This window comes from Achromobacter denitrificans NBRC 15125, from assembly GCF_001571365.1.
GTDB classification, from domain to species: domain Bacteria; phylum Pseudomonadota; class Gammaproteobacteria; order Burkholderiales; family Burkholderiaceae_B; genus Achromobacter; species Achromobacter denitrificans.
On the sequence record NZ_BCTQ01000004.1, the window covers coordinates 156,479 to 180,614 of the forward strand.

A 24,136-nucleotide genomic window follows, 5' to 3' on the forward strand; every position below is an offset into this window, starting at 1 on the left:
AAAAAGCGGCGCCTCCGGGGCGCCGCTTTTGCATTCCGGCCCGGAGCCGGTCAGCGCGCAATCCGCACCGAATCCGCGCTCCGGACGGATTCGCCGTGGAAGACGGCCTCGATGTTGTTGCCGTCCGGATCCAGCACGAACGCCGCGTAGTAGCCGGGATGGTAGGAACGCTCGCCCGGCGCGCCGTTGTCCCGGCCGCCATGCGCCATCGCGGCCATGTAGAAGGCGTCCACCATCGCCCGGTCGCGCGCCTGGAACGCCAGGTGATGGCGCCCGGTCAAGCGGCCTTCCACTTCGTCGCTGTCGACGGACCCGATGAACAGCTCGTCCGCCCAGAAGTTGTGCTCGTCGGAGCCGCCCACGGGTATGCCCAAGGCCTCGAAGACCGCGCCATAGAACGCCTTGCTGGCGGCCAGGTCGCGGACGACCAGCCCGATGTGGTCTATCAAACGGCCGCGGTGGAGTTCTCGTGTCGCCATGAAACGCTCCCGATGATGAGGGTCGACGGACTGTACCACCGCGCCTTCCTCCGGCGGGCGTACTCACTTTTCGCCGGTGAGCATACTCAATATGAGGTATGCGCCCAGCGGCGCAATGGCATTACATGTGATGGGACCCGGATGACGCTTCCCGTCCACGTCCGCGACAACCCCGGAGCCTGGGCGGTCCCTGCCGGCTGGCGGCTGTTCTCCTTTTCGAGGAAAGGCGAGATGACAAAAGCTCAAGAACGAATTGCCGTTTTCATCTTCGGGGTGGTGTTCGTCATCGCGCTCTTGATCCTGGCCGTCGCGGTCCGGGAGCCGACCCCTCTTCAATATCAGGTCTTCAACGTCGTGCTCGCCCTGGCGGCGGCCGGGGTGGCCGCGATGCTGCCCGGCTTCATCGAGGCCAATCTGCCGAAATGGGCCAGGGCCGGCGGCTCCTTGGCGGTGTTCTTGCTGGTTCTACAGAAGGGGCCTGCCAGCCTGGTCGTGCCTCCTCCTCCGGAGCCTCTCAAGGGCACCGTCATTCTGCGCGACGGATTCAGCTTCTTCGACCAGAGCGGCTATCAGTTCGTGTCCAAGGCCATCGTGGCCTGGAACGCCGGGCTGGCCGACATTCTGGCGGCAAAGCAACCGAAAAGCGCGATAACCGGTTTCTTCCTGCCCTACGACGCCGGAGACTTCAAACATCCCGATTGGGACAAGAACGCGTCGGCCGGCATTCAGGAAATGATGGTTGCGAACCTGGGCGCGGTGAACGAATGCCCTACGGGCGGCTACCAGCACCACTGGTTCCAGCCCAAGAAGGGCGGCATCTACTGTGTCCGGTCCCGGGATGGCAAGCACTATGCGGTCATTCGCGTGGACACCGTCGACAACGATCGCATCGGGTTCGATTTCATTTTCCAGCCGAGCGGGTCCGCCAAATTCTGACGTTTGCAGGACGACCCCGCATGGCATCCGCTATGCGTGGGCATTGGACGTAGCCGTTCCGCGGGGCGGTTTTTTCTTCATGTTCAACGGAGGTTGTATGGTCAAGCTCCTTCAGCGAGGCGCGACGGGTTACTTTGTCACCCAGTGGCAGGTTTTTCTACGAGGCCAGGGCTATCCGCTCAATTCCTCGGAAACCTTCGACGACGATACGGTCGAAGCAACCAGGCAATTCCAGACGAAGCACGGACTGGAACCCGACGGTATCGTCGGCAACAGAACCCTGGGCAAGGCGATGTCCCTGGGCCTGGAGATCGTGGAGTTTGCCGAGACACAGGCCGGATATCCTCCCAGGCCGTCGTTTCGTCCCTTGGTCAACAATGCGGAACGCCAGCAGGTTTTCGGCCCCTTGGCATTCGTGCCCGCGCCCACTCGCGACAATCCGGAGAGAATAAGAATCACGAACGGATGGGACGCCAGCAATATCGTGGATGTCGTGGTTCCGCAGCTTCGAGGAAAGGAGGGGGCAAATGCCCGCGGCGTCGTACAGTTCCATCGAAAGGTCGCGGAGCAGTTGTCGGCGCTATGGAAAGCGTTCGAGGACAGGGGCTTGCTCGATCTGGTGCTGACTTATAGCGGCGCCTATGATCCCCGTTTCGTGAGGGGCAAGGCTGCCGATCAGGTGCTCTCGAACCATGCCTTCGGCACGGCTTTCGACATCAATTACACGTGGAACAAGCTGGGCGCGGAACCCGCGACGGAGGGCGCCCGAGGCAGCGTCTACAAGCTGGTGCCCGTCGCTCATGAGTTTGGCTTCTATTGGGGCGGCCACTTCACCCGCAGGGACGGGATGCACTTCGAAGTCGCCAAGATCCTTTGAGCCGGGGCGGCCAGGATTATTCCGATTCATTAGCGGGTAACAAAATCTGTCTACTCTGCATGGCTTTCCATCAGGAGCCATACGAGCAATGTCCCAGCCGTTCAGCCCCACGGGCACCCGCCGCCGCTTTCCCCGCGCCATCCTGGCCGCCACCCTTGCCGCCAGTCTGCTGGCCGCCTGCGGCGGCGATGACGACGACGACAACAACAGTTCCAGGCCTCCGGAAGCCGGCGTTCCGCCGGTTACGACGCCGCCGGTCACGACCTCGCCCGTCACCGATACGCCGGTCACCGAACGGACGTTCCTGCCCAACGCCGGCACCCTGCATGGCTCGGCCGACGCGTCGACCGCTATCGCGCTGGACGCCAACTGGATGGTCGTCGCCGACGACGAAGCGAACGTGCTGCGCGTCTACCCGCGCCAGGGCGGCGCGGCGGTCCTGGAGTGGGACTTCTCCGTCGAAGGTCCGGCGCTGCCCAAGGAACTGGACGTCGAAGCCAGCACCGTGATCGGCAATCTGGCGTTCTTCCTCGGATCGCACGGCAATAGCAAGGATGGCGGCGACGCGGTCGCCGAGCGCGGCCATATGTTCGCCGTCGAAATCAGCGGCACCGGCAGCGACACCCGGTTCTCCTATGTGGGCATATTCTCGCAACTGGAACAGCAGTTGGTTGCCTGGGATAGCGGCAACCTGCACGGACAGGGCGTCGACTATTTCGGCTTCGCGCGCTCGACCGCCGCGGGCCTGGCGCCGGAACGCGTAGACGGCTTCGCCATCGAAGGCGCCGCCACGGCTCCCGACGGCAAAACGCTGTGGCTGGGTTTCCGCGCTCCGCAAATGGACGGCGACGTCCGCAACCGCGCGCTCATCGTCCCGGTGCTCAACCCGCTGGAACTGGTGACGGGCAAGGCCAGCCAGGCCGGCTTCGGCACGCCCATCGAACTCAACCTGGGCGGGCGCGGCATCCGCTCCATGGCCCGCGGCGCCGACGGGCAGTACCTGATCCTGGCCGGCCCGGCGGGCGCCGCCAGCCGCCAGGCCGCGCGCAACTTCGCGCTGTATGCCTGGAGCGGCATCGCCGCCGACGCGCCGCGTGAAATCGCCAACAACATCGAAGCCATGCGCGCCGCCAGCGGCGGCAGCCTGGAGGCCATCGTCGAAGTGGCCGGCCCGGTCGCGGCGGGGACGCCCGTGCAACTGCTGATGGACAACGGCGATACCGTATTCGCCGGCACGAGTTCCGCGGCCAAGGACCTGCCCGAGGCCGAGCAACGTTTCCTGGGCGTGAGCTTCAACCTGGCCGATCTGCGCGCCACCACTTCGGGCCCGGCGCTGGCGGACAGCACGCCGGCCGACGACCGCCAGGGCGTCAACGTCGATACCCGCCTGCTGTTCCGCTTCGACCAGGGCGTCGCCCTGGGCCAGGGGAGCGTTACCTTGCGCCGCGCGGACGGCTCCCTGGTCGAGCGGTTTTCGGCCCGCGCGACGCCGGCCCGCATCAAGGCCGAATACAACCAGGTCACCATCAAGCCCTCCGTCCCCCTGGACTACAGCACCGGCTACTACGTGGAGATCGATGCGGACGCCATTCTCGGCCACGCCGGCCTGGCCTATCCCGGGCTGCACGGCGGCACCGCGCTCGACTTCCGCACGGCCGGCGTGCCGACGCCGCTGGCCGCGGGCGACGTGCTCTTCGTCGGCGCCAACGCCGAAGCTCCCGACGCCTTCGCCTTCATGCTGATGAAGGCCGTGGACGGCGGCACCCGCGTCCAGTTCACCGACCGCGACCGCGGCAAAGGCGGCATCCAGGAATTCGAAGGCCTGACCAACGAAACCGCCATGGACTGGACGGCCGACCGCTACCTCCCGGCCGGCACCATCGTCACCATCGCCACCGACGTGACGGGCAATCCGGAAACCGACATCGGCTTTACCGTCGGCGCCCCGGGCGGCCTGGGCAAGGAAGAAACCATCTATGCCATGACCGGCGCCGTCATCGACGGCCTGGGCGACGGCACGGCTGGAGAAATCAGCAGCGTGGGCACCTTCCTGGCCAGCATCACGCTGGGCGGCGGCAAGGACAACGTCATCCCGCCGTCGCTGGACGCCGCCGGCACCGCCTTCCGTTTCACCGTCACGCCGACCAACCAGACCAGCGCCATCTATGCGGGGCCGCTGGGCACGCAGGATATCCCGGCGCTTGCCGGGCGCATCAGCGATCCGGCCAACTGGCAGATCCGGTACAAGCCGGAAGCGGGCTTCCCCCTGGTCAACGGCAGCCTGTTCGGCAACCGCGCGCCTTAACCCGGGTCGCCCTCGGGCGATGCGCCGCGCCTGACGCGACGGGTTCCGGTTCCCGGCGGGGAGCCGGAAGCCGTCGGCGCAGCGGGCCTGACCGTCTTGCGCTCGACCAGCACGCACGGCACGACGATGTCGCGCGCCGGGGCCTGGCCGGACATCCGTTCGCGCAGCAGGGTCACCGCGGCGTCCACCATGGGTTCCACGCGCTGGCAGACGGTGGTCAGCTGGTAGGCGCCCCAGGCCGCCTGCGGCACGTCGTCGAAGCCGATCACGCCCACGTCTTCGGGAATGCGCAAGCCCAGCTCCAGCCGCAGCACGTCCATGGCCGCGATCGCCATGTGGTCGTTGGCGACGAAGACGGCGTCCGGCCGGTCGGCGCGGTCGAACAGGCGCCGCACGGCATCCTGCGCGCCCGCGAAGCTGTAGTTGCCCGTGTCGCGACAGGCCGCGCGCGTGCCGAGCTCGGCCAGCGCCTGATTGAAACCCCGCTCGCGCTCCCTGCTGGTGGAGGAATCCTCCAGCCCCGCCAGGAATGCAATGCGCCGGTACCCACGGGCCACCAGCAACTCGGCCGCCATGCGGCCGCCGGCGGCATTGTCGGAGGTGACCGACCCGGTGGCGTAGCGCGCCAGGCCGGCCAGATCCGAAATGCGGTTGAACTGCACCACCGGCACGCCCACGTCCAGGCAGCTTTTCGCCAATGTGGGCGACAGCATGGCCGACGCCAGCACGATCCCGTCGACCTGGTATTGCAGGATGTCGGCCAGCACGCCGTCCGCGCCTTCGTCGATGTTCGCGATGAACATCAGCACGTGGTAGCCCTCTTTCTGCAGTTTCTGCGACAGCTTTTCGATCACCAGCGGATAGAACTGGTTCTCCAGGTAGCTCATGACCAGCGCCACGATCCGGCTCTGGCGCGTGATCAGGCTGCGAGCCAGCGCGTTGGGCCGGTAGCCCAGGCGCTGGGCGGCCGCCAGCACTTTGCGCCGCATTTCCTCGGACACGCTGGCGCCGGGCGTGAAGGTACGGCTGACGGCCGACTGGGACACCTGTGCCAGGTCGGCCACATCCTGTGCGCGGGGGGCGGTTTTCATGCGGCGGTCCAACCTCCGTCCAGCATCAGCGCGCTGCCGGTCATCAGGCTGGACGCATCGCTGGCCAGGAACACGGCGGCGCCCATGATTTCATCGAGCCGGCCCACGCGGCCCAAGGCAATCCGCTCGCAGACCCATTGCCGGAAACCGGGAGCGTCGAACATGGCCGATGTCATGGGGGTTTCGATAAAGGTGGGGCAGATTGTATTCACCCGGACGCCATGGGCGCCCAATTCCCAGGCCAGGGCCTTGGTCATGCCTTCCATGGCATGCTTGCTGGCGCAATACAGCACGCGGCGCGGGCTGCCGACGTGCCCCATCTGCGACGAAACATTGATGAGCGAACCCGGCCGCCGCGCCGCGAGCAGCCGGCGCGCCACCGCGCGGCTGACGTACAGCGCCGCCTTGACGTTCAGGTCGAATATCGCATCGATGTCCTGGTCCGTCTGCTCGACCAGGGGCGCCGGCCGGTTCATGCCCGCGTTATTGACCAGGATATCGTAGGGCGCGGCATCCGCGACGGCGGCGTCCACGTCGGCCGGCCGGGTCACGTCCAGCACGGAAAAGTCGCAAGACACCCGTTCCTGGCGCAGCGCCTTGCAGACGTTCTGCAACTCCGCCTCGCGGCGAGCCGCCACCGTGACGTGGGCGCCGGCCCGGCCCAGCGCGGCGGCAATGGCCAGGCCGATGCCGCCGCTGCCGCCCGTCACCAGCGCGCGTTTCCCGTCCAGCCGGAAACTGGGGCTAGCAGGCAGTTCGATCATGCCCGTTCCTTTACCGGTTCGTACCAGGGCAGGTCGGGGCGGTTGCCATAGCGGCGCACGCGGATATTGGCCTGCTCGCCGTGCCCCGCGAAGTTCTCCATGTGGCACAGGCGAGAGCAGTATTCGCCCATGGCCGCGCTGGCCTCGTCGGTCAGCACGCGCTGGTAGGTGCAGGTCTTCAGGAACTTGCCCACCCACAGGCCGCCGGTGTAGCGCGCGTTGCGGTTGGTGGGAAGCGTGTGGTTGGTGCCGATGACCTTGTCGCCGAAACTGACGTTGGTGCGCGGCCCCAGGAACAGCGCGCCGTAGTTGGTCATGTTGTTCAGGAAATAATCGGGCTCGCGCGTCATGACCTGGACGTGCTCGAACGCCAGTTCGTCGGCCACCCGCAGCATTTCTTCCTGGGTGTCGCACACGATGACTTCGCCGCAGTCCGCCCAGCTTTGCCGGGCGATGGCCGCCGTGGGCAGTATCGTCAGCTGGCGTTCCACTTCGGCCAGCGTGTCCTTGGCCAGTTGTTCGCTATTGGTCAGCAGCACGGCGGGGGAGGTCGGGCCATGTTCCGCCTGGCCGAGCAGGTCGACGGCGCACAATTCGCCGTCGACGCTGTCGTCGGCAATGACCAGCGTTTCGGTGGGGCCGGCGAACAGATCGATCCCCACGCGGCCATACAGCTGGCGCTTGGCCTCGGCGACGAACATATTGCCCGGCCCCACCAGCATGTCCACCGGCGCGACGCTGGAGGTGCCCACGGCCATGGCCACCACGGCCTGCACGCCGCCCAGCACCAGGATTTCATCGGCGCCCGCCATGTCCATCGCCGTGACGATGGCCGGATGCGGCTTGCCTTGATACGGCGGCGCCGTGGACACGATGCGCTTTACGCCGGCCACTTTGGCCGTCAGCACGCTCATGTGGGCCGAGGCCAGCAGGGGATATTTCCCGCCCGGGATGTAGCAACCCACCGCATTCACCGGAATGTGCTTGTGGCCCAGCACCACGCCGGGATAGGTCTCGACTTCCACATCCTGCATCGCATCGCGCTGGATCTGCGCGAAGTTGCGGACCTGCTTCTGCGCGAAAGCGATGTCTTCGATTTCGCGGGCGGACAGCTGCTTGCGCGCCGCCTCGATCTCGCCGCGCGACAGGCGGAAATCGCTGGGATCCCAATTGTCGAACTTGCGGCTGTATTCGCGAACGGCCTCGTCGCCGTCTTTTTCGATGTGGCGGATGATGCCTTCGACCGTGGCTCGCACCTTGGCGTCGTCGTCGGTTTTGACCTCGGCCGTGCGGCCGCGTTTCAGGTATCGGATCATGATGAGGGTGCCCTGCTCAGACAGTGGATGATGGAACGGAGGGGCTCCACAGTCAGAGCTTTGCATGCGTATGCAAATAAGGGAAAACCCCTGATGTCGCGCGCCGCAATCATGCCTGCGCGATCAGCGGGAAAACCCCGATAGAACGAGATGTCGACTTCGATAGAATCCGTATTCACTGTCCAATAAACGTCGTTCGGACATCGCAAACCCCCATTAATCCCCATTTTCTCGCCTTGGTCTTCTGTTTCCAGCGCAGCGAGAGCAAAAAATTATGCCCACAACTGAATACGTATTCAATCCATCTGAAATAGATGTGCTGTTGAAGCAACCCTTGGGTGCGAAGCTTCCCGAAGTCGACCGGGCCGAAGGCGTTTACCTCTACGACACGGACGGCCGCAACTATCTGGATGGCTCCGGCGGCGCCATGACCGTTTCGATCGGCCATGGCGTGCGGCCGGTGCTGGAGGCCATGCGCGAGCAGGCCGAACGCGTGTGTTTCACCTACCGTTCGCACTTCACCAGCGCGGCCGCGGAATCCCTGGCGGCCGCGTTGACGGACCTCGCGCCGCCCGGCGTGACCCACGCTTTCTTCGTCAATAGCGGATCCGAGGCCACCGAGCTGGCGCTGCGCACCGCCCAGCAATACTGGCGCGACCGCGGCCAGCCCGGCAAAACCCACGTGCTGGGCCGGGCCATCAGCTACCACGGCATGACGATGGGCGCGCTGTCCATGTCCGGCCATAACGCCCGCCGGGCCGACTACGGCAACCTGCTGCACACGTTCGCGGTGGCGCCGCCGCCGTATCCCTATCGCTTTCCGCTGGAGGGCAACGATGCCGACGGCCACGGCGCCATGGTGTGGGACCGCATCATCCGCGAATACGGCGCGGAAAAGGTCGCGGCCATCATCGTCGAACCCGTGGTGGGCGCGGCCGGCGGCGCGCTGACGCCGCCCATCGGGTACCTGCGCGCCTTGCGCGACATCTGCGACCGCCACGACATACTGCTGATTTCCGATGAGGTCATCACCGGCATGGGGCGCACCGGGAAATGGTTTGCCTGCGAGCACGACGGCGTGTCGCCGGACATGATCGCCACCGGCAAGGGCATGACCTCGGGCTACACCCCCATGGGCGCGGTGCTGTTCCACGAACGCATCATTTCCGCATTCGCCGCCACCGGCAAGACCGTGCCGTTCGGCCACACGTTCAGCGCAAACCCGCTCAGCGCCGCGACCTGCGGGGCAGTGCTGAAGTACATGCGCGACCAGGACGTGCTGAAAAACGTCGCCGCCCGGGGCAAGCAGCTGGAAGCCGGCCTGCGCCGCCTGGCGCAGCGCTATCCGTGGATGGCCGACGTCCGCGGCCGCGGCCTGCTGTGGGGCTTCGAGTTCGTGACCGATCCGCAATCCCGCACCCCGCCGGATCCGGCGCTGAATGCCAACGCGCTGTTCACCGCGCATTGCTTCCGGGCCGGCCTGATCGTCTACACCGCCGGCATCGCGCCGCTGAACAACGCCACCTTGCTGGCGCCGCCCTTGGTGATCACCGAGGCGGAAATGGACGACCTGCTTGCCCGCCTGGAAGCCGGGATGATCAGTTTCGCCTCTGAAATGGGATTCACCGCATGACCGCCGCCCGCGAGGCGCCCAGCAACCCTCGCGGGCGCATCCGCAACTGAAGCAGCAATACCCACCATCCTGGCCAAGCACATTACACGCCGGGCGGATTGCCCGGCATTTCAAGGGGAACATAATGATTTCAGGCAAAGGTATCGATCGCCGCACCGTACTGAAAGCGGGCGTCGCCGCATTGGGCTCGTCGCTGTCGGGAATTTCCTGGGGCCAGGGGGCCGGCGACAGTTTGACGATGGGCATCATCTCCCAGCAGACGGGCACGTTCGCGTATGCGGGCGATCTGGTGCTGAAGGGCGCGAAGCTGGCCGTCGAAGAACGCGGCGGGAGCATCCTCGGCAACAAGATCAACCTGGTGGTGCGCGATGACGAAGGCAAGCCGGCCGTGGGGGTGCGCCGCCTGACCGAGGCGATCTCGTCGGACAAGCTGCGCTATTTCGCCGGCAACTTCTCAAGCGCGGTCGGACTGGCCGAGCTGGAAGTCGCGCGCCAGGAAAAGGTCTTGCAGTATGCGGCGGGCGGCACCGAGGACATCACGGGATCGCGTTGCAGCCCGTATACGTTCCAGTGGTCGGCCAACGCGTACACGGCGCTGCGCGCCACGCTGGAGTACGTCAGCAAGACCATGCCGGACAAGAAGAAGATCTACACCATCACGGCGGACTACGCGTTTGGCCAATCGCTGCTGCGCTACGCGCAGGTGGCGGCCAAGGAACTCGGCCTGGAACTGGTCGGCAACGACAACCACCCATCGGGCGAGCGCCAATTCACCCAGTACTTCACGAAGGCCCTGTCGACGCGGCCCGACCTGATCTGCCTGCTGACGGCCGGCGCGGACGCCGTCTCGGCGGTTCGCCAGTTCCACAGCTTCGGCGTGAAGACCGTGCAGCTGGTGGGGCCGTGGACGCTGGAGATCGAACAGATGCAGGAGCTGTCGCCCGCGATGCTCAACGGCATGATCCTGGGCTTGAACTACTACCAGGACATCGACACGCCGGTGAACAAGGCCTTCGTCGAGCGCTATCTGAAGGCATACAAGACGGTGCCGTCCTACGCCGCGGCGTATGGCTACGACTCGATGCGCACGCTGTTCCTGGCCATGGAGAAGGCCAACAGCGTCGAGGTGGAGACGGTGATCAAGACGCTGGAAGGCATGCGGTACGACAGCATCTTCGGCCCCACGCATATCGACGCCCGCACGCACCAGACCGTGCGGCCGTACTACGTCGTGAAATGCAAGGCGCCCGATGCCATGAAGAACAAGTTCGACATGGCCGCCATCGTGTCGCAAGGCGAAAGTCCGCAGCCGCCCGAACTGAACCAGTGCAAGCGCACGGTGTGAGTTCGTTTGTGTACGACACCAGGCGCGCGGGCGCCTGGGATTAATCCACATCAAGGCCAACCATGATTTCTTTGTTAGCCGCGCAACTCCTGAACGGGTTGGCGATAGGCATGATCTACGCGCTGACCGCGTTCGGGCTATCCATCATCAAAGGGCTGCTGAATGTGCCCAACTTCGCGCATGGCGCTTTTTACGCCCTGGGCGCCTACATCTGCTTCGCCGCCATGCAGGTCGGCATGCCGTTCGGGCTGGCATTGCTGACCGCCTTCGTGGCGCCCGCGCTGGTCGGCATCGTCGTCGAGAAGCTGGGCGTGGCCCGCCTGATGAGCGGACCTTATCTGTATCAGCTGCTGTTCCTGTTCGGCACGGCCCTCGTCCTGGAGCAACTGATCATCATCATCTGGGGCACGGTCGGGCTGAGCGTCCAGCCGCCGGAATTCCTGCAGGGCGCTTTCGACCTGGGATTCACCTGGCTTCCCAAGTACCTGGTGTTCAACGGCGTCATGGCCGCGCTGACCATCGCCGTGGTCTGGCTGCTGATCGAGCGCACCCGCCTGGGGTCGCAGATACGGGCCGGCATCGACAAACGCGAAATGGCGCAGTGCCTGGGGATAGACGTGTCCCGCCTGGTGACCGCCGGGTTCGCCCTGGGCTCGGGCCTGGCGGGCCTGTCGGGCGGCCTCGTGCTGCCGCTGCTGGGCGCGAACGCGACCATGGGGTCGGACATGCTGTCGATCGCTTTCGTGGTCCTGGTCATCGGCGGCCTGGGATCCTTGTACGGCGCGCTGGCGGCCGGCATCCTGGTGGGCATCATCCAGAGCGTGTCGTCCGTCTTCGTGCCGTCGGCCAGCACGGTGCTGATCTACGTGGCCATGGTCGCCACCTTGATGATTCGTCCCCAGGGACTGTTCGGGGAACGCTGATGCAAAGCAAACCTTCTACCTATCTGATGTCGGCCATCGCTGCAATCGTCGCCATCGCGGCGCCGCTGTGCATGCCGATCAATATCGCCACCGAGATCATGATCTTCGGCGTCTTCGCCCTGGCGACCTACCTGCTGATCAGCGTGGCCGGTCTTTATTCCTTCGGCCAGGCCGCGTTCTTCGGCGTGGGCGGCTATGTCGCGGGGTACGTGTACATCCACACGGACCTTCCGCTGATAGCGGGCCTGGCGCTGGCGGCGCTGGGCAGCGGGCTGGTCGCCCTGGCGGTCGGGATGATGAGCACCAAGCGGACGGGCATCTATTTCATGATGCTGACCTTCGCCTTCAATCAGATGATCTATTACCTCGCATACAGCTGGCACAGCGTGACCGGCGGCGAGGATGGCCTGGGGGGCATACGCAGGCCGGACATCTCCATCCCCGGCATCGGCACGATCGACATCTCCAATCATGTGAATTTCTACATCCTGGCCGCCGTGGTGTTCGTCGCCGTATTCGCGGGCCTGTATCAACTGATAAACAGTCCGCTCGGGCTGGTGCTGAACGCCGCCAGGCAGAACGCCCGCCGCACGGCCTCCTTGGGGTTTTCCGTCTACCGGGCGCAGTTGCTGGCCTTCGTGATCGCGGGCGCGACTTCGGGCGTGGCCGGCGCCTTGTTCGCGATGCTCTACCGCATCATGCCGATCGACGCGATCGCCTGGACCAACTCCGGCACGGCGGTCTTCATGGTGATCATCGGCGGCATGTCGTCGATCTTCGGGCCGGTCATCGGCGCGGCGATCTTCATCTGGCTGCAGGGCTTCTTCAGCGTCATCTGGGCGCGGTGGCCGCTGCTGTTCGGCCTCTTCATCATCTTCGTGGTGCTGTTCCTGAAAGGCGGCGCCATTGAATTGTTCGATCGCGTGCGCCGCCTGTTCGGCTCCCGGGCGCAGGAAAGGAGCGTGTCATGAACGCAGCGACCAGCACGTCGACCTACGCCTTCGAGGCCCGCCAGGTCACCAAGAAATTCGGCGCCAACGTGGTCATCGAAGACCTGTCCATCGGCTTCGAACCCGGCATGCTGCACAGCATCCTGGGCCCCAACGGCGCCGGCAAGACCACGCTGTTCAATCTGCTGACCCGCGATCTGCCGGTGACCAGCGGGGAGATCCTGCTGAAAGGCTCCCCCGTCACCAATCTGAAGCCCCATCAGATCGCGCGGCGCGGGGTGGGGCGTTCGTACCAGATTTCCAGCGTGTACCTGGACCTGACCTTCCTGGAGAACGTCTGGCTGGCCGCCTACCGCGCCGCCCATGGCGGGCGCACCGGGTGGTGGCGCAACGTGTGCAGCTACGACTCGCTGCGCGTCCAGGCCAGCGAGCTGCTGACGACGCTGGGCCTGGGGCAATACGAAGACACCTTGGCGAAGTCGGTGTCCTACGGCGACCAGCGCCTGCTGGAAATTGCCGTGACGCTGGCCACGCGGCCCCAGATACTGCTGCTGGACGAGCCCACGGCCGGCCTGTCGCAGCGCGAAACCGAAAGGGTCAAGGCGTTCATCGCATCGATAAAGCCGGACTACACCATTGTGATGATCGAACACAAGATGAACGTGGTGATGGAAATTTCCGACCGCATTCACGTCATGAGCCGCGGCGCGCTGATCGCCGCCGGCACGGCGGAAGAAATTTCAAAGAACCAGGCTGTCCACGCCGCCTACTTCGGACTCTGAAAATGCTGCTACAGATCGGCTCGATCAATACGTTCTACGGCCCCAGCCAGGCCATACACGGCGTGTCCTTCGACATCGGCAACCGCGAAGTGGTGGCCCTGCTGGGCCGCAACGGCGCGGGCAAGTCCACGACGCTGCGGTCCATCATGGGCCTGAATCCGGTCGCGAGCGGCAGGATCACCTTCGACGGCAAGGACATTTCGCGCCAGCCGCCGCAGGCCATCTCCAGGCTGGGCATTACCCTGGTTCCGGAAACCCGGGACCCCTTCGTCTTGCTGACGGTGAAAGAGAACATCATGCTCGGGTACCGCCCGGGGTCTCCCTACACCCTGGACCGGCTGATGGATTTGTTCCCCTTGCTGGCGGAGCTGCTCAAGAAGAAGGGCGGCGAACTGTCCGGAGGCCAGCAGCAGATGATGGTGATGGCGCGCGGCCTGGCCATGGGGCCCCGGGTGCTGTTGCTGGACGAACCCTCGCAGGGTCTGGCGCCCATCATGGTGAAAGCCGTGTCCAACGTGCTCAAGCAGTTGAAGGGCGAAGACCTGACCTTGTTGCTGGTCGAACAAAACCTGAGCATGGCGCTTGAAATCGCCGACCGCGTGGTCGTGCTGGAAAACGGCAGCGTGGCCGACACCTTCACCAGCGAGGAGGGCCGAGCGAACCCCGGCCGCCTCGAACAATATCTTGCCGTGCACTGAGCGCCGCGCGCACCCACCGTACTCACTCCGAATCGATGAACACACCTGCCATGCATCCTCCTATCCTGGGTTACGTCACGCCGCTTAGCGCGCAACCCGGCCAGACCCTGTCGTTTCGCATCAGTTCGGCGGGCGGCCAGCCGTTTACCGCGCGCGTCCTGCGCATCCATTGCGCCGATCCCAATCCGGACGGGCCGGGCATGCAGCTGGAACCGGTCGATTTCCCGCTGCAGGCCAGTTACGCGGGACGGGAAATGGCGGTCCATCCCGGGGCCTGCGCGCTGGCGGCGCTCGATCCGGCCGCCCAGGGCGATGCGAAACACGTCGAGCTGCGCCTGTTGACCAAGCCGACGCGGGTTCAGGGCGGGCCGCAGGTGCTGGCCAGCCTGCAGGATGCGTCGGCGGCCCAAGGCGTGGCCCTGGCCCTGGAGGACGGCGAATGGGTCGTCCTGGCGCGTCAGGAGCCCGGGGCGGCGCCTGTCGCGCTGCGCACCGGCCTGCGCGCCACGCAGGATCGCTGGCAATCGGTCTCGCTGCATCTTGCATTGGCCGAGCGCCGCGTGACGGTGCGGGTGGGGCCCGCGGCCACCGCCATTCCCGGGGCCGGGCCGGCCTTGCCGGCGCAAGAGGCGACGCTGGATGCCGGCGCCGCGCGGTTCGACGGGCAGCCGTTCACCCATCTTTGCCTGGGCGCCTTGTGGCAGGGCCATCCCGGCCAGGGCTACAACGGCCTGATCGAAGCCCCGGCGCTGTCCGCCGGCGGGCAGGCGTCGTCCTTGCGGTTGCTGGCCCAGTGGAACCTGGCCGACGCCATGCAGGAATCGTCCGTGCCCGGCGCGCAGCCCGGCATGCCCGCGCTGACGCTGGTCAACACGCCGGTGCGCGCCGTCCGGTCGTCGCGCTGGTCCGGCCTGAACCTGAACTGGAAGGAAGCGCCGGACGAGTATGCCGCCATGTACTTTCATGCCGACGCGTTGACCGATTGCGGCTGGGAGGAGAGCGTCAGCCTGCGCATTCCCCCGGGCATGCCTTCCGGCGTGTACGGATTGGAAGTCGCGCACCCCGAGGGCAGCGACACGATTCCGTTCTACGTGACGCCCGTCGGGGACGGCCCGCGCGCGCGCGTGCTGTTCCTGGCGCCGACCCTGACCTACCAGGCCTATGCGAACCATGCCCGGGGCAACTACGCGGGCCCGTTGGCCGAGCGCATCGCGCAATGGGGCGCCTATCCGCACAACCCCGACGTGGTGACGCAGTTCGGCGCGTCCACTTACAACCGGCACGAAGACATGGCCGGCATCAGCCTGTCGTCGCGCCTGCGCCCGATATTGACGATGCGCCCGGGCTATCTGACGTTTCCGGATCCCAAGGGGTCGGGCCTGAGGCACTTTCCGGCGGATTCGCACCTGACGCAGTGGCTGCGCGAAAAAGGGTTCGACTACGACGTGATCACCGACGAGGACCTGGACGACCAGGGCCTGGATGCCCTGCGCCCCTACGACGTGGTGCTGACCGGCTCGCACCCGGAGTACCACACGCGCCGCATGATCGAAGCCCTGGTGGCGTACCGCGAAGGCGGCGGATACCTGATGTACCTGGGCGCCAACGGCTTTTACTGGAAGATCGCCCGGCCCGCGGCCGCGCCCCACCTGCTGGAGATCCGGCGCGCCGAAGGCGGCATCCGGGCCTGGGCCAGCGAACCGGGGGAGTACTACCACCAGCTCGATGGCGGCTACGGCGGCATGTGGCGCCGCAACGGCATCGCCCCGCAATGCACGGGCGGCGTCGGCTTTGCCGTGCAGGGGGGATTCGAAGGCATCGGTTACCGGCGCACGCCGGAGTCCTACGATCCGGACGTGGCGTGGCTGTTCGAGGGCGTGGAAGGCGAAACCTACGGCGATTTCGGCCTGTCCGGCGGCGGCGCGGCCGGGTTCGAGCTGGACCAGGTGGTGCCGGAGCTGGGCTCGCCCGCGTACCTGAAGATCGTCGGTATTTCGGACGGCCATGGGCCTAGCTTTAGAATAGCGCCCGAAGAGATCCTGACGTGGACCATCGCCGCGTCGATTCCCCGCAAATACGAAGGCGTGCACGCCCATATGGCCGTCGGTGTGGCCGAGCAGGGCGGCGGGCTGTTTGCGGCGGGCTCGATCACCTTCCTGGGCAGCTTGTTGCACAACGGGTGCAACAACAATGTCTCGCGCATCGTCGAAAACTGCTTGCGTCATTTCCTGTCGATCTCGTTGGCGAAGCGCGGCGCCGACTGTGCACCTCTTTGATCGGAAAACCAGAAGGCGTGAAAAAGAAAGCTCCTACACAGAAAGACGTGGCCAAGTTCGCGGGCGTGTCCCAGGCCGCCGTGTCCCGGTTCATCTCGGGCAAGGGCGCCATTTCGCAGGAAGTCCGCGAGAAGATCCTGAAGGTCGTCGATCTGGTCGATTACCAGCCCAATCCGCTGGCGCGCGGCTTGAGCAGCGGCAAGTTCAACATCATTGCCATCGTCATGGCCAACATTACCAATCCCTGGTATCCGGTCGTGCTGGAGCTGATCACGCGGGAACTGCATCGGCGGGGCCTGCAGACGCTGCTGTTCAACGCCACGCCGCCGCAGACGGTCGACGATCTGATGCCGCTGGTGCTGCAGTACCGGGTGCGCGGCGTCATCATCACGACGGCGTCGCTGACGACCCTGGGCGCGGACCTCTGCGTCAAGCAAGGCGTGCCCGTGGTCATGTTCAACCGGTATGCGCAAACCGGCAACGGGCATTCCGTGTCCACCGACAACATCGGCGGCGGCCGGCTGGCCGCCGACGTGCTGCTGGAGTCCGGGAGCAAGGTGCTGGGCTACCTGGGCGGCATGCCGTCGGTGTCCACCAATCGGGACCGGCGCACCGGATTCCTGGAGCGCCTGGCCGAATTGGGCATGACGTCCGTGCCCGTGCTGGAAAAGGAATTCACCTATTCCTGGGGCTACGAGGCGACGCAGATGCTGCTGGCGCGCCACCCCGACATCGATGCGCTGTTCTGCGCCGACGATGAAATCGCCTCGGGCGCCATCGACGCGCTGCGCTTCGCCCTGGGCAAGCGCGTGCCGGAAGACGTGCGCGTATTCGGCTTTGACGATCATCCGGTGGCGTCCAATGCCGCCTACCAGATGACCACGATCCGCCAGCCCGTCGAAGACATGATCACCGCGGCCATCGACCTGCTGCTGCAAGACAGCGGCAAGAACGAGCGCCGCCTGCTGCCCGGGCAACTGATTTACCGAAATTCCACGCCGGAGAAACGCTGACCCGTCGCTCCTGGCGCCATTCCGTCGACTCCCGAGATGAATCCATGGCTACCGCACTTCCCCGTATCGATGTGGCACGTGAGTTTTTGGATGAGTTGTTGCGCGTCAGCGCGAGCGAGGGCGGCGGCGTCGTCCGCATCGCCTATGGGCAGGGCGAGCAGGAAGCCCACGAAGCGCTCCGGGGCATCGGCGGCAGGCACGGGTTCCCGGTGGAGCAGGATTTCGCCGGAAACACCTATGTGCGCCTGAAAGGCCGCGACAGCGCGGCCAAGTGCGTCGTCATCGGGTCGCACCTGGACTCCGTGCCGCACGGGGGCAATTACGACGGCGCCTTGGGCGTGGCGATCGGGCTGGCCGCCATTGCCGGCATCGCGGCCAGCGGCCGCATCCTGGACCGCGACGTGCTCGTCATGGGCGTGCGGGCCGAAGAAAGCTGCTATTTCCCGGCGCCGTACATCGGAAGCCGCATGGCCTTGGGCGACCTGCCGGCGCACACCTTCAACAGCCTCAAGCGCAGCGACACGGGGCGCGGCCTGGCCGATCACATGCGGGAACTGGGTTTCGATCCCGCCGCCGTGGTGCGAGGGGATCGGCATCTGTCCGCGGATACGGTCGCCTGTTATCTCGAAGCGCACATCGAACAAGGGCCCGTCCTGGAAAACGAAGGGATTCCCCTGGGCATCGTCCAGGCGATAGCCGGCGGGCCGCGCTGGCGCGAAGGGCGCATCTACGGCACGTACGCCCATGCCGGAGGCGCTCCGAAAGGCTACCGGCAGGATGCCGTCGCCGCGCTAGGCGAATTCATCCACCAGGTGAATCGGTTGTGGGACCGCTTTCACGAGGAGGGCATCTACACCCTGTTCACCTTCGGCATCATCGGCACCGTTCCCGAAATGCATACCTATAGCCGCGTGCCCGGAGAGGCCAGGTTCTGTCTCGACACGCGCTGTATCGATCCGGACATCCGCGGCCGGATCGACCGGGAAATCAAGGAGATTGCGCAAGGCATCTCCGCGCGCCATGGCGTTGTCTTCGAGTGGGGGCCGGATTCCGGGCCCAATATCTCGCCCATGGCGCCCGACATGCAGGCCGGGCTACGGTCGGCGGCGGAGCGTCTGGGCGTGCCCCACAAGGCAATGGCCAGCGGCGCGGGCCACGACGCCTCGGCCTTCGCGGACCTGGGCATCCCGTCGGCCATGCTGTTCATCAGGAACCAGAACGGCAGCCACAATCAGGATGAAACCGTGCGGATGGAAGATGTGCAGCTTGGCGCCGCGGTGCTTGCCGAGTTCCTGTGCGCGCAGTTCGATCACGCTTCGCGCGGCTGAAACATGCACTTGGTCGTACAACGAAATGCGCCGCTCTCGGACGACGACGCCGCGCGCATCGGCGCGCTGTTCCAGGCCCTGGATGGCCGCCGCATCCCGGGCGGCGGCCTGCGCTACACCCTGGCCGCCGGCGCTCCCGTCCATCGGGCGGCCATTCACGAACTGGGGCGCCAGCAGGGATTGGATACCGCGGTGATCGACGATTTCCGGCCGCTGTCGGACTTCAAGTTGATGGTGTTCGACATGGATTCGACCTTGATCAACATCGAGTGCATCGATGAGCTGGCGGACCTGGTCGGCCGCAAGCGCGAAGTCGCCCGCTTGACCGAGCAGGCCATGCAATCCGGCGCCGTCGACTATGACACCAGCCTGCGGATGCGCACGCGGCTGCTGGCCGGCTTGCCGGTCGCCACGTTTGAAAGCCTGTACGCCGAGCGGGTGCGCATCACGCCCGGCGCGCCGGCCCTGATCGCCGCCGCCAGGCAGGCCGGCCTCCGGACCGCCATCGTCTCCGGCGGCTTCGACTATTTCACGGGGCGCGTGCGCGCCGAACTGGGCCTGGACGTCGACCTGTCGAATCATCTGGAAGTGGCGGACGGGCGCCTGACCGGAGAACTGCTGGGCACATTGATCAATGCCGACGCCAAGGCCGGGCACGTCGCGCGCATGTGCCGCGAGCTGGGCGTGCCCACGTCGGACGCGATCGTGGTGGGCGACGGCGCCAATGACCTGAAGATGATGGCGTTGGCCGGCCTGTCGGTCGGCTACCGTCCCAAGCCGGTGGTGCGGGCGACGGTAAACGCGGTCATCGACCGGCTCGGGCTGGATTCCCTGCTGAACGTGCTGGGCGCTGCGGATCGGGAGGGCTTTTCATTGCCCCCATGAGCCCGCCTCTGCGAGGGCGAACCATCCTGCCCGGGCCGCTTGAGGGCCAAGTATTTGAGGGCCAAGTATCATGAGGGTCGTGCAGGATGATCCGCCAGGAGACCCCATGGAAATCAGGAATGACGCCCGGTAATTCCCGAGTCCGCCGCTTCCCCTTGAACGCGCGCGGCCGTGATTTCGCCGTGGGCGACATCCATGGCCATTTCAGCCGGCTCGATGCGGCGCTGGCCGCCGTCAGGTTCGCGCCCGATCGCGATCGACTGTTCTCCGTCGGGGACCTGGTGGACCGCGGGCCGGAATCGCGCGATGTCCTGGCGTGGCTGGATCGCCCCTGGTTTCATGCCATCTGCGGCAATCACGATCTGATGACCTTGCGGCGCGCGATGAGCGATCCGATCCCGGATGTCGATCATCGTTTGCATGGCGGCGCGTGGCTGGACGCCTGCGATGGCGACACCCAGGCGCGCATCGCGGCCCGCCTGAACGCCTTGCCGCTGGCGATCGAGGTGGAAACGCCGCAAGGCCTCGTCGGCCTGGTGCATGCCGACTTTCCCTATGACGATTGGCAAGCCATCCACGGCGCGGCGTTCAGCGCGGACGATGAGGATGCCTGCCTCTGGTCCATCGACCGCTATCGGATGCAATATGCCCAGCCCGTGCGCAACGTGCGCGCCGTGGTCCATGGGCACATGACGCTGCGCAAGCCGGCGCAACTGGGCAACGTCTACTACATCGATACCGGGGGATGGCAGGACGGCGGCAGGTTCACCTTGCTGGATCTGCACACGCTCAAGCCTTGATCGCGCAGGTTCCGAGGGTGTCCAGCCCTCGGACCGAGCGGCGGGGAAGGGGGGCAGGCCGGGGGCGCCCAGCCTTTTTTCGTGTTCGCCCGGGTTTGTGCCGAAGCCGACGAAATCAAGCGGGCACAAACAAAAAAGCCTTGGACCACATGGTGGTTCCAAGGCTTTCCGTCTGGAATTTGGTGGAGCGGAGGAGGATCGAACTCCCGACCTTCGCATTGCGAACGCGACGCTCTCCCAGCTGAGCTACCGCCCCAAAAGCAAGATCGCAACTATACATAAAGCGGAACGCGGACGCAAGCGTGGGGACCGCGTTTTTTGCTTCAGGCGAATTCCAGGGTGGCGATCACGGGGGCGTGGTCCGACGGTTGCTCGTTGCGGCGCGGTTCCTTGTCGATGGCGCAGGCGACGCAGCGCTTGACCAGCGGGGCCGACAACAGGACGTGGTCGATGCGCAGGCCGGCGTTGCGGCGGAACGCGAACTGGCGGTAATCCCACCAGCTGAAGGACTTCTCGGGCTGCTCGAACAGGCGGAACGAATCGGTCAGGCCCAGGTCGAGGAGGGCGCGGAAGGCGGCGCGCTCGGGTTCCGATACGAGCACCTGGCCTTCCCATTTCTCGGGGTTGTGCACGTCTTCGTCGGCCGGCGCCACGTTGTAGTCGCCCAGCACCGCCAGGCGCGGATACTGCTTGATCTCTTCGGCCAGCCATTTGCGCATGGCCTCGAACCATTCCAGCTTGTAGGCGTACTTGTCCGAACCCACGGATTGGCCGTTGGGACAGTAGGCGCACACGACCCGGACGTCGCCTTCCGGACCGGGGAAGGTCAGCGCGAGGACGCGCTGCTGCGGGTCTTCGTAGCCGGGGATGTTGCGTTCCATCGAGGTGCCGGGAACGCGCGAAATGATGGCGACGCCGTTGTACGTCTTCTGGCCGGCCCAGACGGCGTGGTAGCCGGCCTCGGTGAAGGCGGCTTCGGGGAACTTGTCGTCCGTGAGCTTGAGTTCCTGGATGCACAGCATGTCGACCGGATTGGCGGCGAGCCAGTCCAGCACCTGCGGCAGGCGCACGTTCAGGGAGTTCACGTTCCAGGTGGCTAATTTCATGTTTCGCGTAGACCGTTCATTGATGCGGCACTCAGGCCATCTGCGGGAATCGCGGCGCGCCGGCGGATTCCGCCGCGCGTGCCGCTCGGGCCGAGGCGCGAGGCCTGGCCGGTCGAACGTCGGATGATACCCCGCCGCCGAGCGGCCGGCGCCGCCCCTGATATGTGAGCAGGTATGTCGCCGTCCCGCCCGTGCTCCATTCGCGGGCGAAATTGCAGCCAATATACAAAATGTTCGGTTTTCCCCGCATTCCTAATACTTAAGGATTCAATGAATGGATACGCTCCTAACGGTCCCCTGAACGGAGAGCGGCATGAAATGCCTTGATTTGGAAACGGTTTCTCCCGGTGTTCCGATAGTCGGCTGGCTGCTGGACGGGCCGCAGCCCGAATTCACCGACGTGATCAGCGTTGCGCGGCGGTGGATGGCAGACGGCCGGCGCGTCACGGAAGTGATACGCGCGGAACACTGCCGGGGGGTGCCGATGGCGAGCCACGGCCGCAGTGTGATGCGCGCCTGCGGCCTCGCGGTGCGAGGCTGAAGCGCGGGAGGACCGGACATGAGAACAGGAGTGATCAGACTCAACGGCTATCGCCTGGAATACGAGCTGCGGCCGCTGGCGGCACGCCAGGGCTATGAAGCCTGGGTGCGGACCGCGCCCCACCACGAATGGACCCGCATCGGCGTGGGCGATTCGGCTTTCATCACCGAGGATGCCGCCCTCAAGGGCATCCGGTACGCCGCCGGCGAGATCAGCGCCCGCCGGCTGCAGGCCTAGCGGCCTGCGCGCGGCGCCGGCTCAGCCTTTCACCAATCCGCCGTCCACGATCAGGTTCTGGCCCGTCACGGCCCGCGACCAGGGGCTGGCGAAGAACAGCACCGCGTCGGCGAACTGCGCGGGCGTGGTGACTTCGCGCAGCGGCGTGCCCGCGGCGATCATGTCGAACACCGCGTCCGGCGTGGCGGCGGAGGCGTCGGTGGTGCGCAGCAGCCCGCCCGAAACCATATTGACGGTGATGCCGTCCGCGCCCAGCTCATGCGACAGGGTGCGGGTGAACGCCAGCAGCGCCGCCTTGGCGGCGGTGTAGTCGTGGTACGGCACCACGGGGTTCTGGACCAGGTTGGTGCCGACGTTGACGATGCGCCCGCCGCCCGCGGCGCGCATGCCCGGCAGCACGGCCTGGGTGGTGTTCAGCGCGGCGCGCACGCTGCCTTCGATCTGCGCGTTCATCTGGGCCCAGTCCAGCGTATCGGCATGGGGACGCGCATCGCCGTTGAACTGGAAGGCGGGCAGGGCGTTGTTGACGACCGTGCTGACGGGCTGGCCGAAATGCGCGGTCGCCTCCGCGACCAGGGCGGCGACGGCCGCCGGGTCGCGCACGTCGGCCCGCAGCGCCAGCGCGCGGCCGGGGGCCGTGGCGGCCAGGGCCTGGGCGCGCTCGGCGCTATTCAGATAGTTGACGACGACCTTGGCGCCTTCGCGCAGGAAGGCCTGGGCGATGGCGGCGCCCAGGCCGCGGCTCGCGCCGGTGACGATGACGAGTTGCTGGTCCAGATTCAGGGACGGGCGTTGCGATGACATGGGTTCAGGGGTTCCTGCTCAATGTTCCGGGCCGCTGTTGAGCATGCGGCTGCGGGCTTTTTCAATATGGGCGCGCATGACGTTGCGCGCGCCGTCGGCGTCCTGCTCCTGGATCAGCCGGTAGATGTGCCGGTGTTCGTCGATGGCGGCGCGGGTGCGCTTCCAGGGTTCGCTGTGAACCAGGTGGCGCATCACGTTCACCGCGTGGCTGACGTCGTACTCCAGCGATTTCAGCACCTGCACGAAGCGCTGGTTGCCGGTGGCCGCCGCGATGGCGCGATGGAAGCCGTAATCGTGGTGGTGGGCGATGGCGCCCGAGGCATCGGCTTCTTCGTAGCCGGTCAACATGCGGTCCATTTCCCGCAGGTCTTCGTCGGTGCGGCGCAAGGCGGCCAGGTAGGCGCATTCGGGTTCGATCACCATGCGCAATTCCAGGCCCTCCAGGATGTGGCCGACGCGGCGCGCCGGGTCCACCGCGGGCATGCCGCCCATCAGGTCGGGCTTGGCGCGCACGTAGGAACCCGAGCCGCGGATGGAATCCACCAGCTGGTCCTCGCGCAGGCGGTCCAGCGCCTGCCGCACGACCGGGCGCGACACCTCGAACAACGCGGCCAATTCCAGTTCGGTGGGCAGCTTGCTGCCCGGCGCGATCTTGCCGGTGGCGATGGCGTAGAACAGGCTTTCGTACACGCGCTCGGCGAAGCGCTCGGCGCGCACGTAGCCCAGGCCGGAAGCCACTTCGGCCAGCACGTCCAGTTCGGGGCGGACGCGGTTGGCCGCCTCCAGCAGCGAGGCCAGCTGCGGATCCCGCACGTTGCTCATCGGCGCGCTCCTGATTGCATGAGCCCGGGTTTGTCAGTCGCCATGACAAGTCCGGGGCGGCATTAAACCGCTGAATTATTAGGGATAACCCGAGATGGCGGAAAAATATCCTGACTCTTGGGACAAAAGCTGTCAATTCAATTGACAAGTTATCGACGGCTCCCGTACCTTGGCCCGATAGCGCAACACAGGCTACCCGCAACCGGCCGTCCGGCCGCTACTTTA

General features: G+C 65.9%; 23 protein-coding genes and 1 tRNA gene. 16 read left to right on the top strand and 8 right to left on the bottom strand.

Translation table 11 applies throughout. The annotated features are described in order from the left end of the window. Positions 1–50: 50 nt before the first annotated feature. Entirely contained in the window at positions 51–479 is a 429-nt protein-coding gene (locus ADE01S_RS05490; RefSeq protein ID WP_062680458.1) for a VOC family protein, read from the bottom strand. A 141-nt stretch (positions 480–620) separates the two neighbouring features. On the opposite strand from ADE01S_RS05490, the gene ADE01S_RS05495 reads away from it, so the two are divergent. The 3 genes from ADE01S_RS05495 to ADE01S_RS05505 all read left to right on the top strand — a co-directional run bounded on the left by ADE01S_RS05495 (position 621) and on the right by ADE01S_RS05505 (position 4,597). Continuing rightward, complete coding sequence (locus tag ADE01S_RS05495) at positions 621–1,415, top strand: hypothetical protein (protein WP_131828724.1); 795 nt, start codon at positions 621–623, stop codon at positions 1,413–1,415. A 97-nt stretch (positions 1,416–1,512) separates the two neighbouring features. After that, positions 1,513–2,292: a M15 family metallopeptidase gene (locus tag ADE01S_RS05500; RefSeq protein WP_075873280.1), complete on the top strand. Its 780-nt coding sequence runs from the start codon at positions 1,513–1,515 to the stop codon at positions 2,290–2,292. Between the two features lie 88 nt (positions 2,293–2,380). Next, positions 2,381–4,597, top strand: coding sequence for an Ig-like domain-containing domain (locus ADE01S_RS05505; RefSeq protein ID WP_062680461.1), 2,217 nt, complete (start codon positions 2,381–2,383; stop codon positions 4,595–4,597). On the opposite strand, the gene ADE01S_RS05510 is transcribed toward ADE01S_RS05505, so the two are convergent. From ADE01S_RS05510 to hisD, 3 genes are read right to left on the bottom strand one after another with little or no spacing between them, the layout of a single operon-like run. Continuing rightward, positions 4,594–5,688: a LacI family DNA-binding transcriptional regulator gene (locus tag ADE01S_RS05510; protein ID WP_082775716.1), complete on the bottom strand. Its 1,095-nt coding sequence runs from the start codon at positions 5,686–5,688 to the stop codon at positions 4,594–4,596. The genes ADE01S_RS05505 and ADE01S_RS05510 overlap by 4 nt on opposite strands. Then, entirely contained in the window at positions 5,685–6,452 is a 768-nt protein-coding gene (locus ADE01S_RS05515; protein WP_062680462.1) for an SDR family NAD(P)-dependent oxidoreductase, read from the bottom strand. The genes ADE01S_RS05510 and ADE01S_RS05515 overlap by 4 nt, the downstream gene beginning before the upstream one ends. Next, the gene (gene hisD / locus ADE01S_RS05520) at positions 6,449–7,768 is read right to left on the bottom strand and encodes a histidinol dehydrogenase (RefSeq protein ID WP_062680463.1); all 1,320 of its coding nucleotides are present in this window, start codon (positions 7,766–7,768) and stop codon (positions 6,449–6,451) included. Before hisD ends, ADE01S_RS05515 begins: the two co-directional genes overlap by 4 nt. Before the next feature lie 334 nt (positions 7,769–8,102). On the opposite strand from hisD, the gene ADE01S_RS05525 reads away from it, so the two are divergent. The 11 genes from ADE01S_RS05525 (at position 8,103) to ADE01S_RS05575 (ending at position 20,401) form a co-directional block, all read left to right on the top strand. Continuing rightward, a complete protein-coding gene (locus ADE01S_RS05525) occupies positions 8,103–9,401 on the top strand; it encodes an aminotransferase family protein (protein WP_242663396.1) in 1,299 nt (432 codons plus the stop codon). A 124-nt stretch (positions 9,402–9,525) separates the two neighbouring features. Next, positions 9,526–10,746, top strand: a complete 1,221-nt coding sequence (locus tag ADE01S_RS05530) for an ABC transporter substrate-binding protein (RefSeq protein WP_062680465.1) — start codon at positions 9,526–9,528, stop codon at positions 10,744–10,746. A 62-nt stretch (positions 10,747–10,808) separates the two neighbouring features. Further along, on the top strand, positions 10,809–11,669 hold the full coding sequence (locus tag ADE01S_RS05535; protein ID WP_082775713.1) for a branched-chain amino acid ABC transporter permease: 861 nt from the start codon (positions 10,809–10,811) through the stop codon (positions 11,667–11,669). Next, complete coding sequence (locus tag ADE01S_RS05540) at positions 11,669–12,640, top strand: branched-chain amino acid ABC transporter permease (RefSeq protein WP_062680467.1); 972 nt, start codon at positions 11,669–11,671, stop codon at positions 12,638–12,640. The genes ADE01S_RS05535 and ADE01S_RS05540 overlap by 1 nt, the downstream gene beginning before the upstream one ends. Continuing rightward, positions 12,637–13,401: an ABC transporter ATP-binding protein gene (locus ADE01S_RS05545; RefSeq protein WP_062680468.1), complete on the top strand. Its 765-nt coding sequence runs from the start codon at positions 12,637–12,639 to the stop codon at positions 13,399–13,401. The genes ADE01S_RS05540 and ADE01S_RS05545 overlap by 4 nt, the downstream gene beginning before the upstream one ends. Before the next feature lie 2 nt (positions 13,402–13,403). Next, positions 13,404–14,099, top strand: coding sequence for an ABC transporter ATP-binding protein (locus tag ADE01S_RS05550; protein WP_062680469.1), 696 nt, complete (start codon positions 13,404–13,406; stop codon positions 14,097–14,099). A gap of 50 nt (positions 14,100–14,149) precedes the next feature. Beyond that, positions 14,150–16,375, top strand: coding sequence for a N,N-dimethylformamidase beta subunit family domain-containing protein (locus ADE01S_RS05555; RefSeq protein ID WP_242663395.1), 2,226 nt, complete (start codon positions 14,150–14,152; stop codon positions 16,373–16,375). 17 nt (positions 16,376–16,392) lie between these two features. Then, entirely contained in the window at positions 16,393–17,388 is a 996-nt protein-coding gene (locus tag ADE01S_RS05560; RefSeq protein WP_075873279.1) for a LacI family DNA-binding transcriptional regulator, read from the top strand. 44 nt (positions 17,389–17,432) lie between these two features. Continuing rightward, complete coding sequence (locus ADE01S_RS05565; RefSeq protein ID WP_075873278.1) at positions 17,433–18,716, top strand: hydantoinase/carbamoylase family amidase; 1,284 nt, start codon at positions 17,433–17,435, stop codon at positions 18,714–18,716. Positions 18,717–18,719: 3 nt separating this feature from the next. Continuing rightward, positions 18,720–19,601, top strand: coding sequence for a phosphoserine phosphatase SerB (serB, locus tag ADE01S_RS05570; protein ID WP_075873277.1), 882 nt, complete (start codon positions 18,720–18,722; stop codon positions 19,599–19,601). A 119-nt stretch (positions 19,602–19,720) separates the two neighbouring features. Then, the gene (locus tag ADE01S_RS05575; RefSeq protein ID WP_062680474.1) at positions 19,721–20,401 is read left to right on the top strand and encodes a metallophosphoesterase; all 681 of its coding nucleotides are present in this window, start codon (positions 19,721–19,723) and stop codon (positions 20,399–20,401) included. Positions 20,402–20,581: 180 nt separating this feature from the next. Here ADE01S_RS05575 and ADE01S_RS05580 read toward each other — a convergent pair. Further along, a tRNA-Ala gene (locus ADE01S_RS05580) sits at positions 20,582–20,657 on the bottom strand. Positions 20,658–20,724: 67 nt separating this feature from the next. Continuing rightward, positions 20,725–21,507, bottom strand: coding sequence for an exodeoxyribonuclease III (xth, locus tag ADE01S_RS05585; RefSeq protein WP_062680475.1), 783 nt, complete (start codon positions 21,505–21,507; stop codon positions 20,725–20,727). Between the two features lie 313 nt (positions 21,508–21,820). On the opposite strand from xth, the gene ADE01S_RS05590 reads away from it, so the two are divergent. Both ADE01S_RS05590 and ADE01S_RS05595 read left to right on the top strand, forming a co-directional pair. Then, the gene (locus tag ADE01S_RS05590; protein ID WP_062680476.1) at positions 21,821–22,048 is read left to right on the top strand and encodes a hypothetical protein; all 228 of its coding nucleotides are present in this window, start codon (positions 21,821–21,823) and stop codon (positions 22,046–22,048) included. Between the two features lie 30 nt (positions 22,049–22,078). Next, positions 22,079–22,285 carry a hypothetical protein gene (locus tag ADE01S_RS05595; protein WP_062680477.1) on the top strand — a complete coding sequence of 69 codons (207 nt, stop codon included), beginning with the start codon at positions 22,079–22,081 and terminating at the stop codon, positions 22,283–22,285. A 21-nt stretch (positions 22,286–22,306) separates the two neighbouring features. Here the strand turns inward: ADE01S_RS05595 and ADE01S_RS05600 are convergent, their stop codons facing one another. After that, positions 22,307–23,089, bottom strand: a complete 783-nt coding sequence (locus ADE01S_RS05600; RefSeq protein ID WP_062680478.1) for a 3-oxoacyl-ACP reductase — start codon at positions 23,087–23,089, stop codon at positions 22,307–22,309. Between the two features lie 18 nt (positions 23,090–23,107). Then, entirely contained in the window at positions 23,108–23,911 is an 804-nt protein-coding gene (locus tag ADE01S_RS05605) for a FadR/GntR family transcriptional regulator (RefSeq protein ID WP_062680479.1), read from the bottom strand. Between the last annotated feature and the right edge of the window lie 225 nt (positions 23,912–24,136).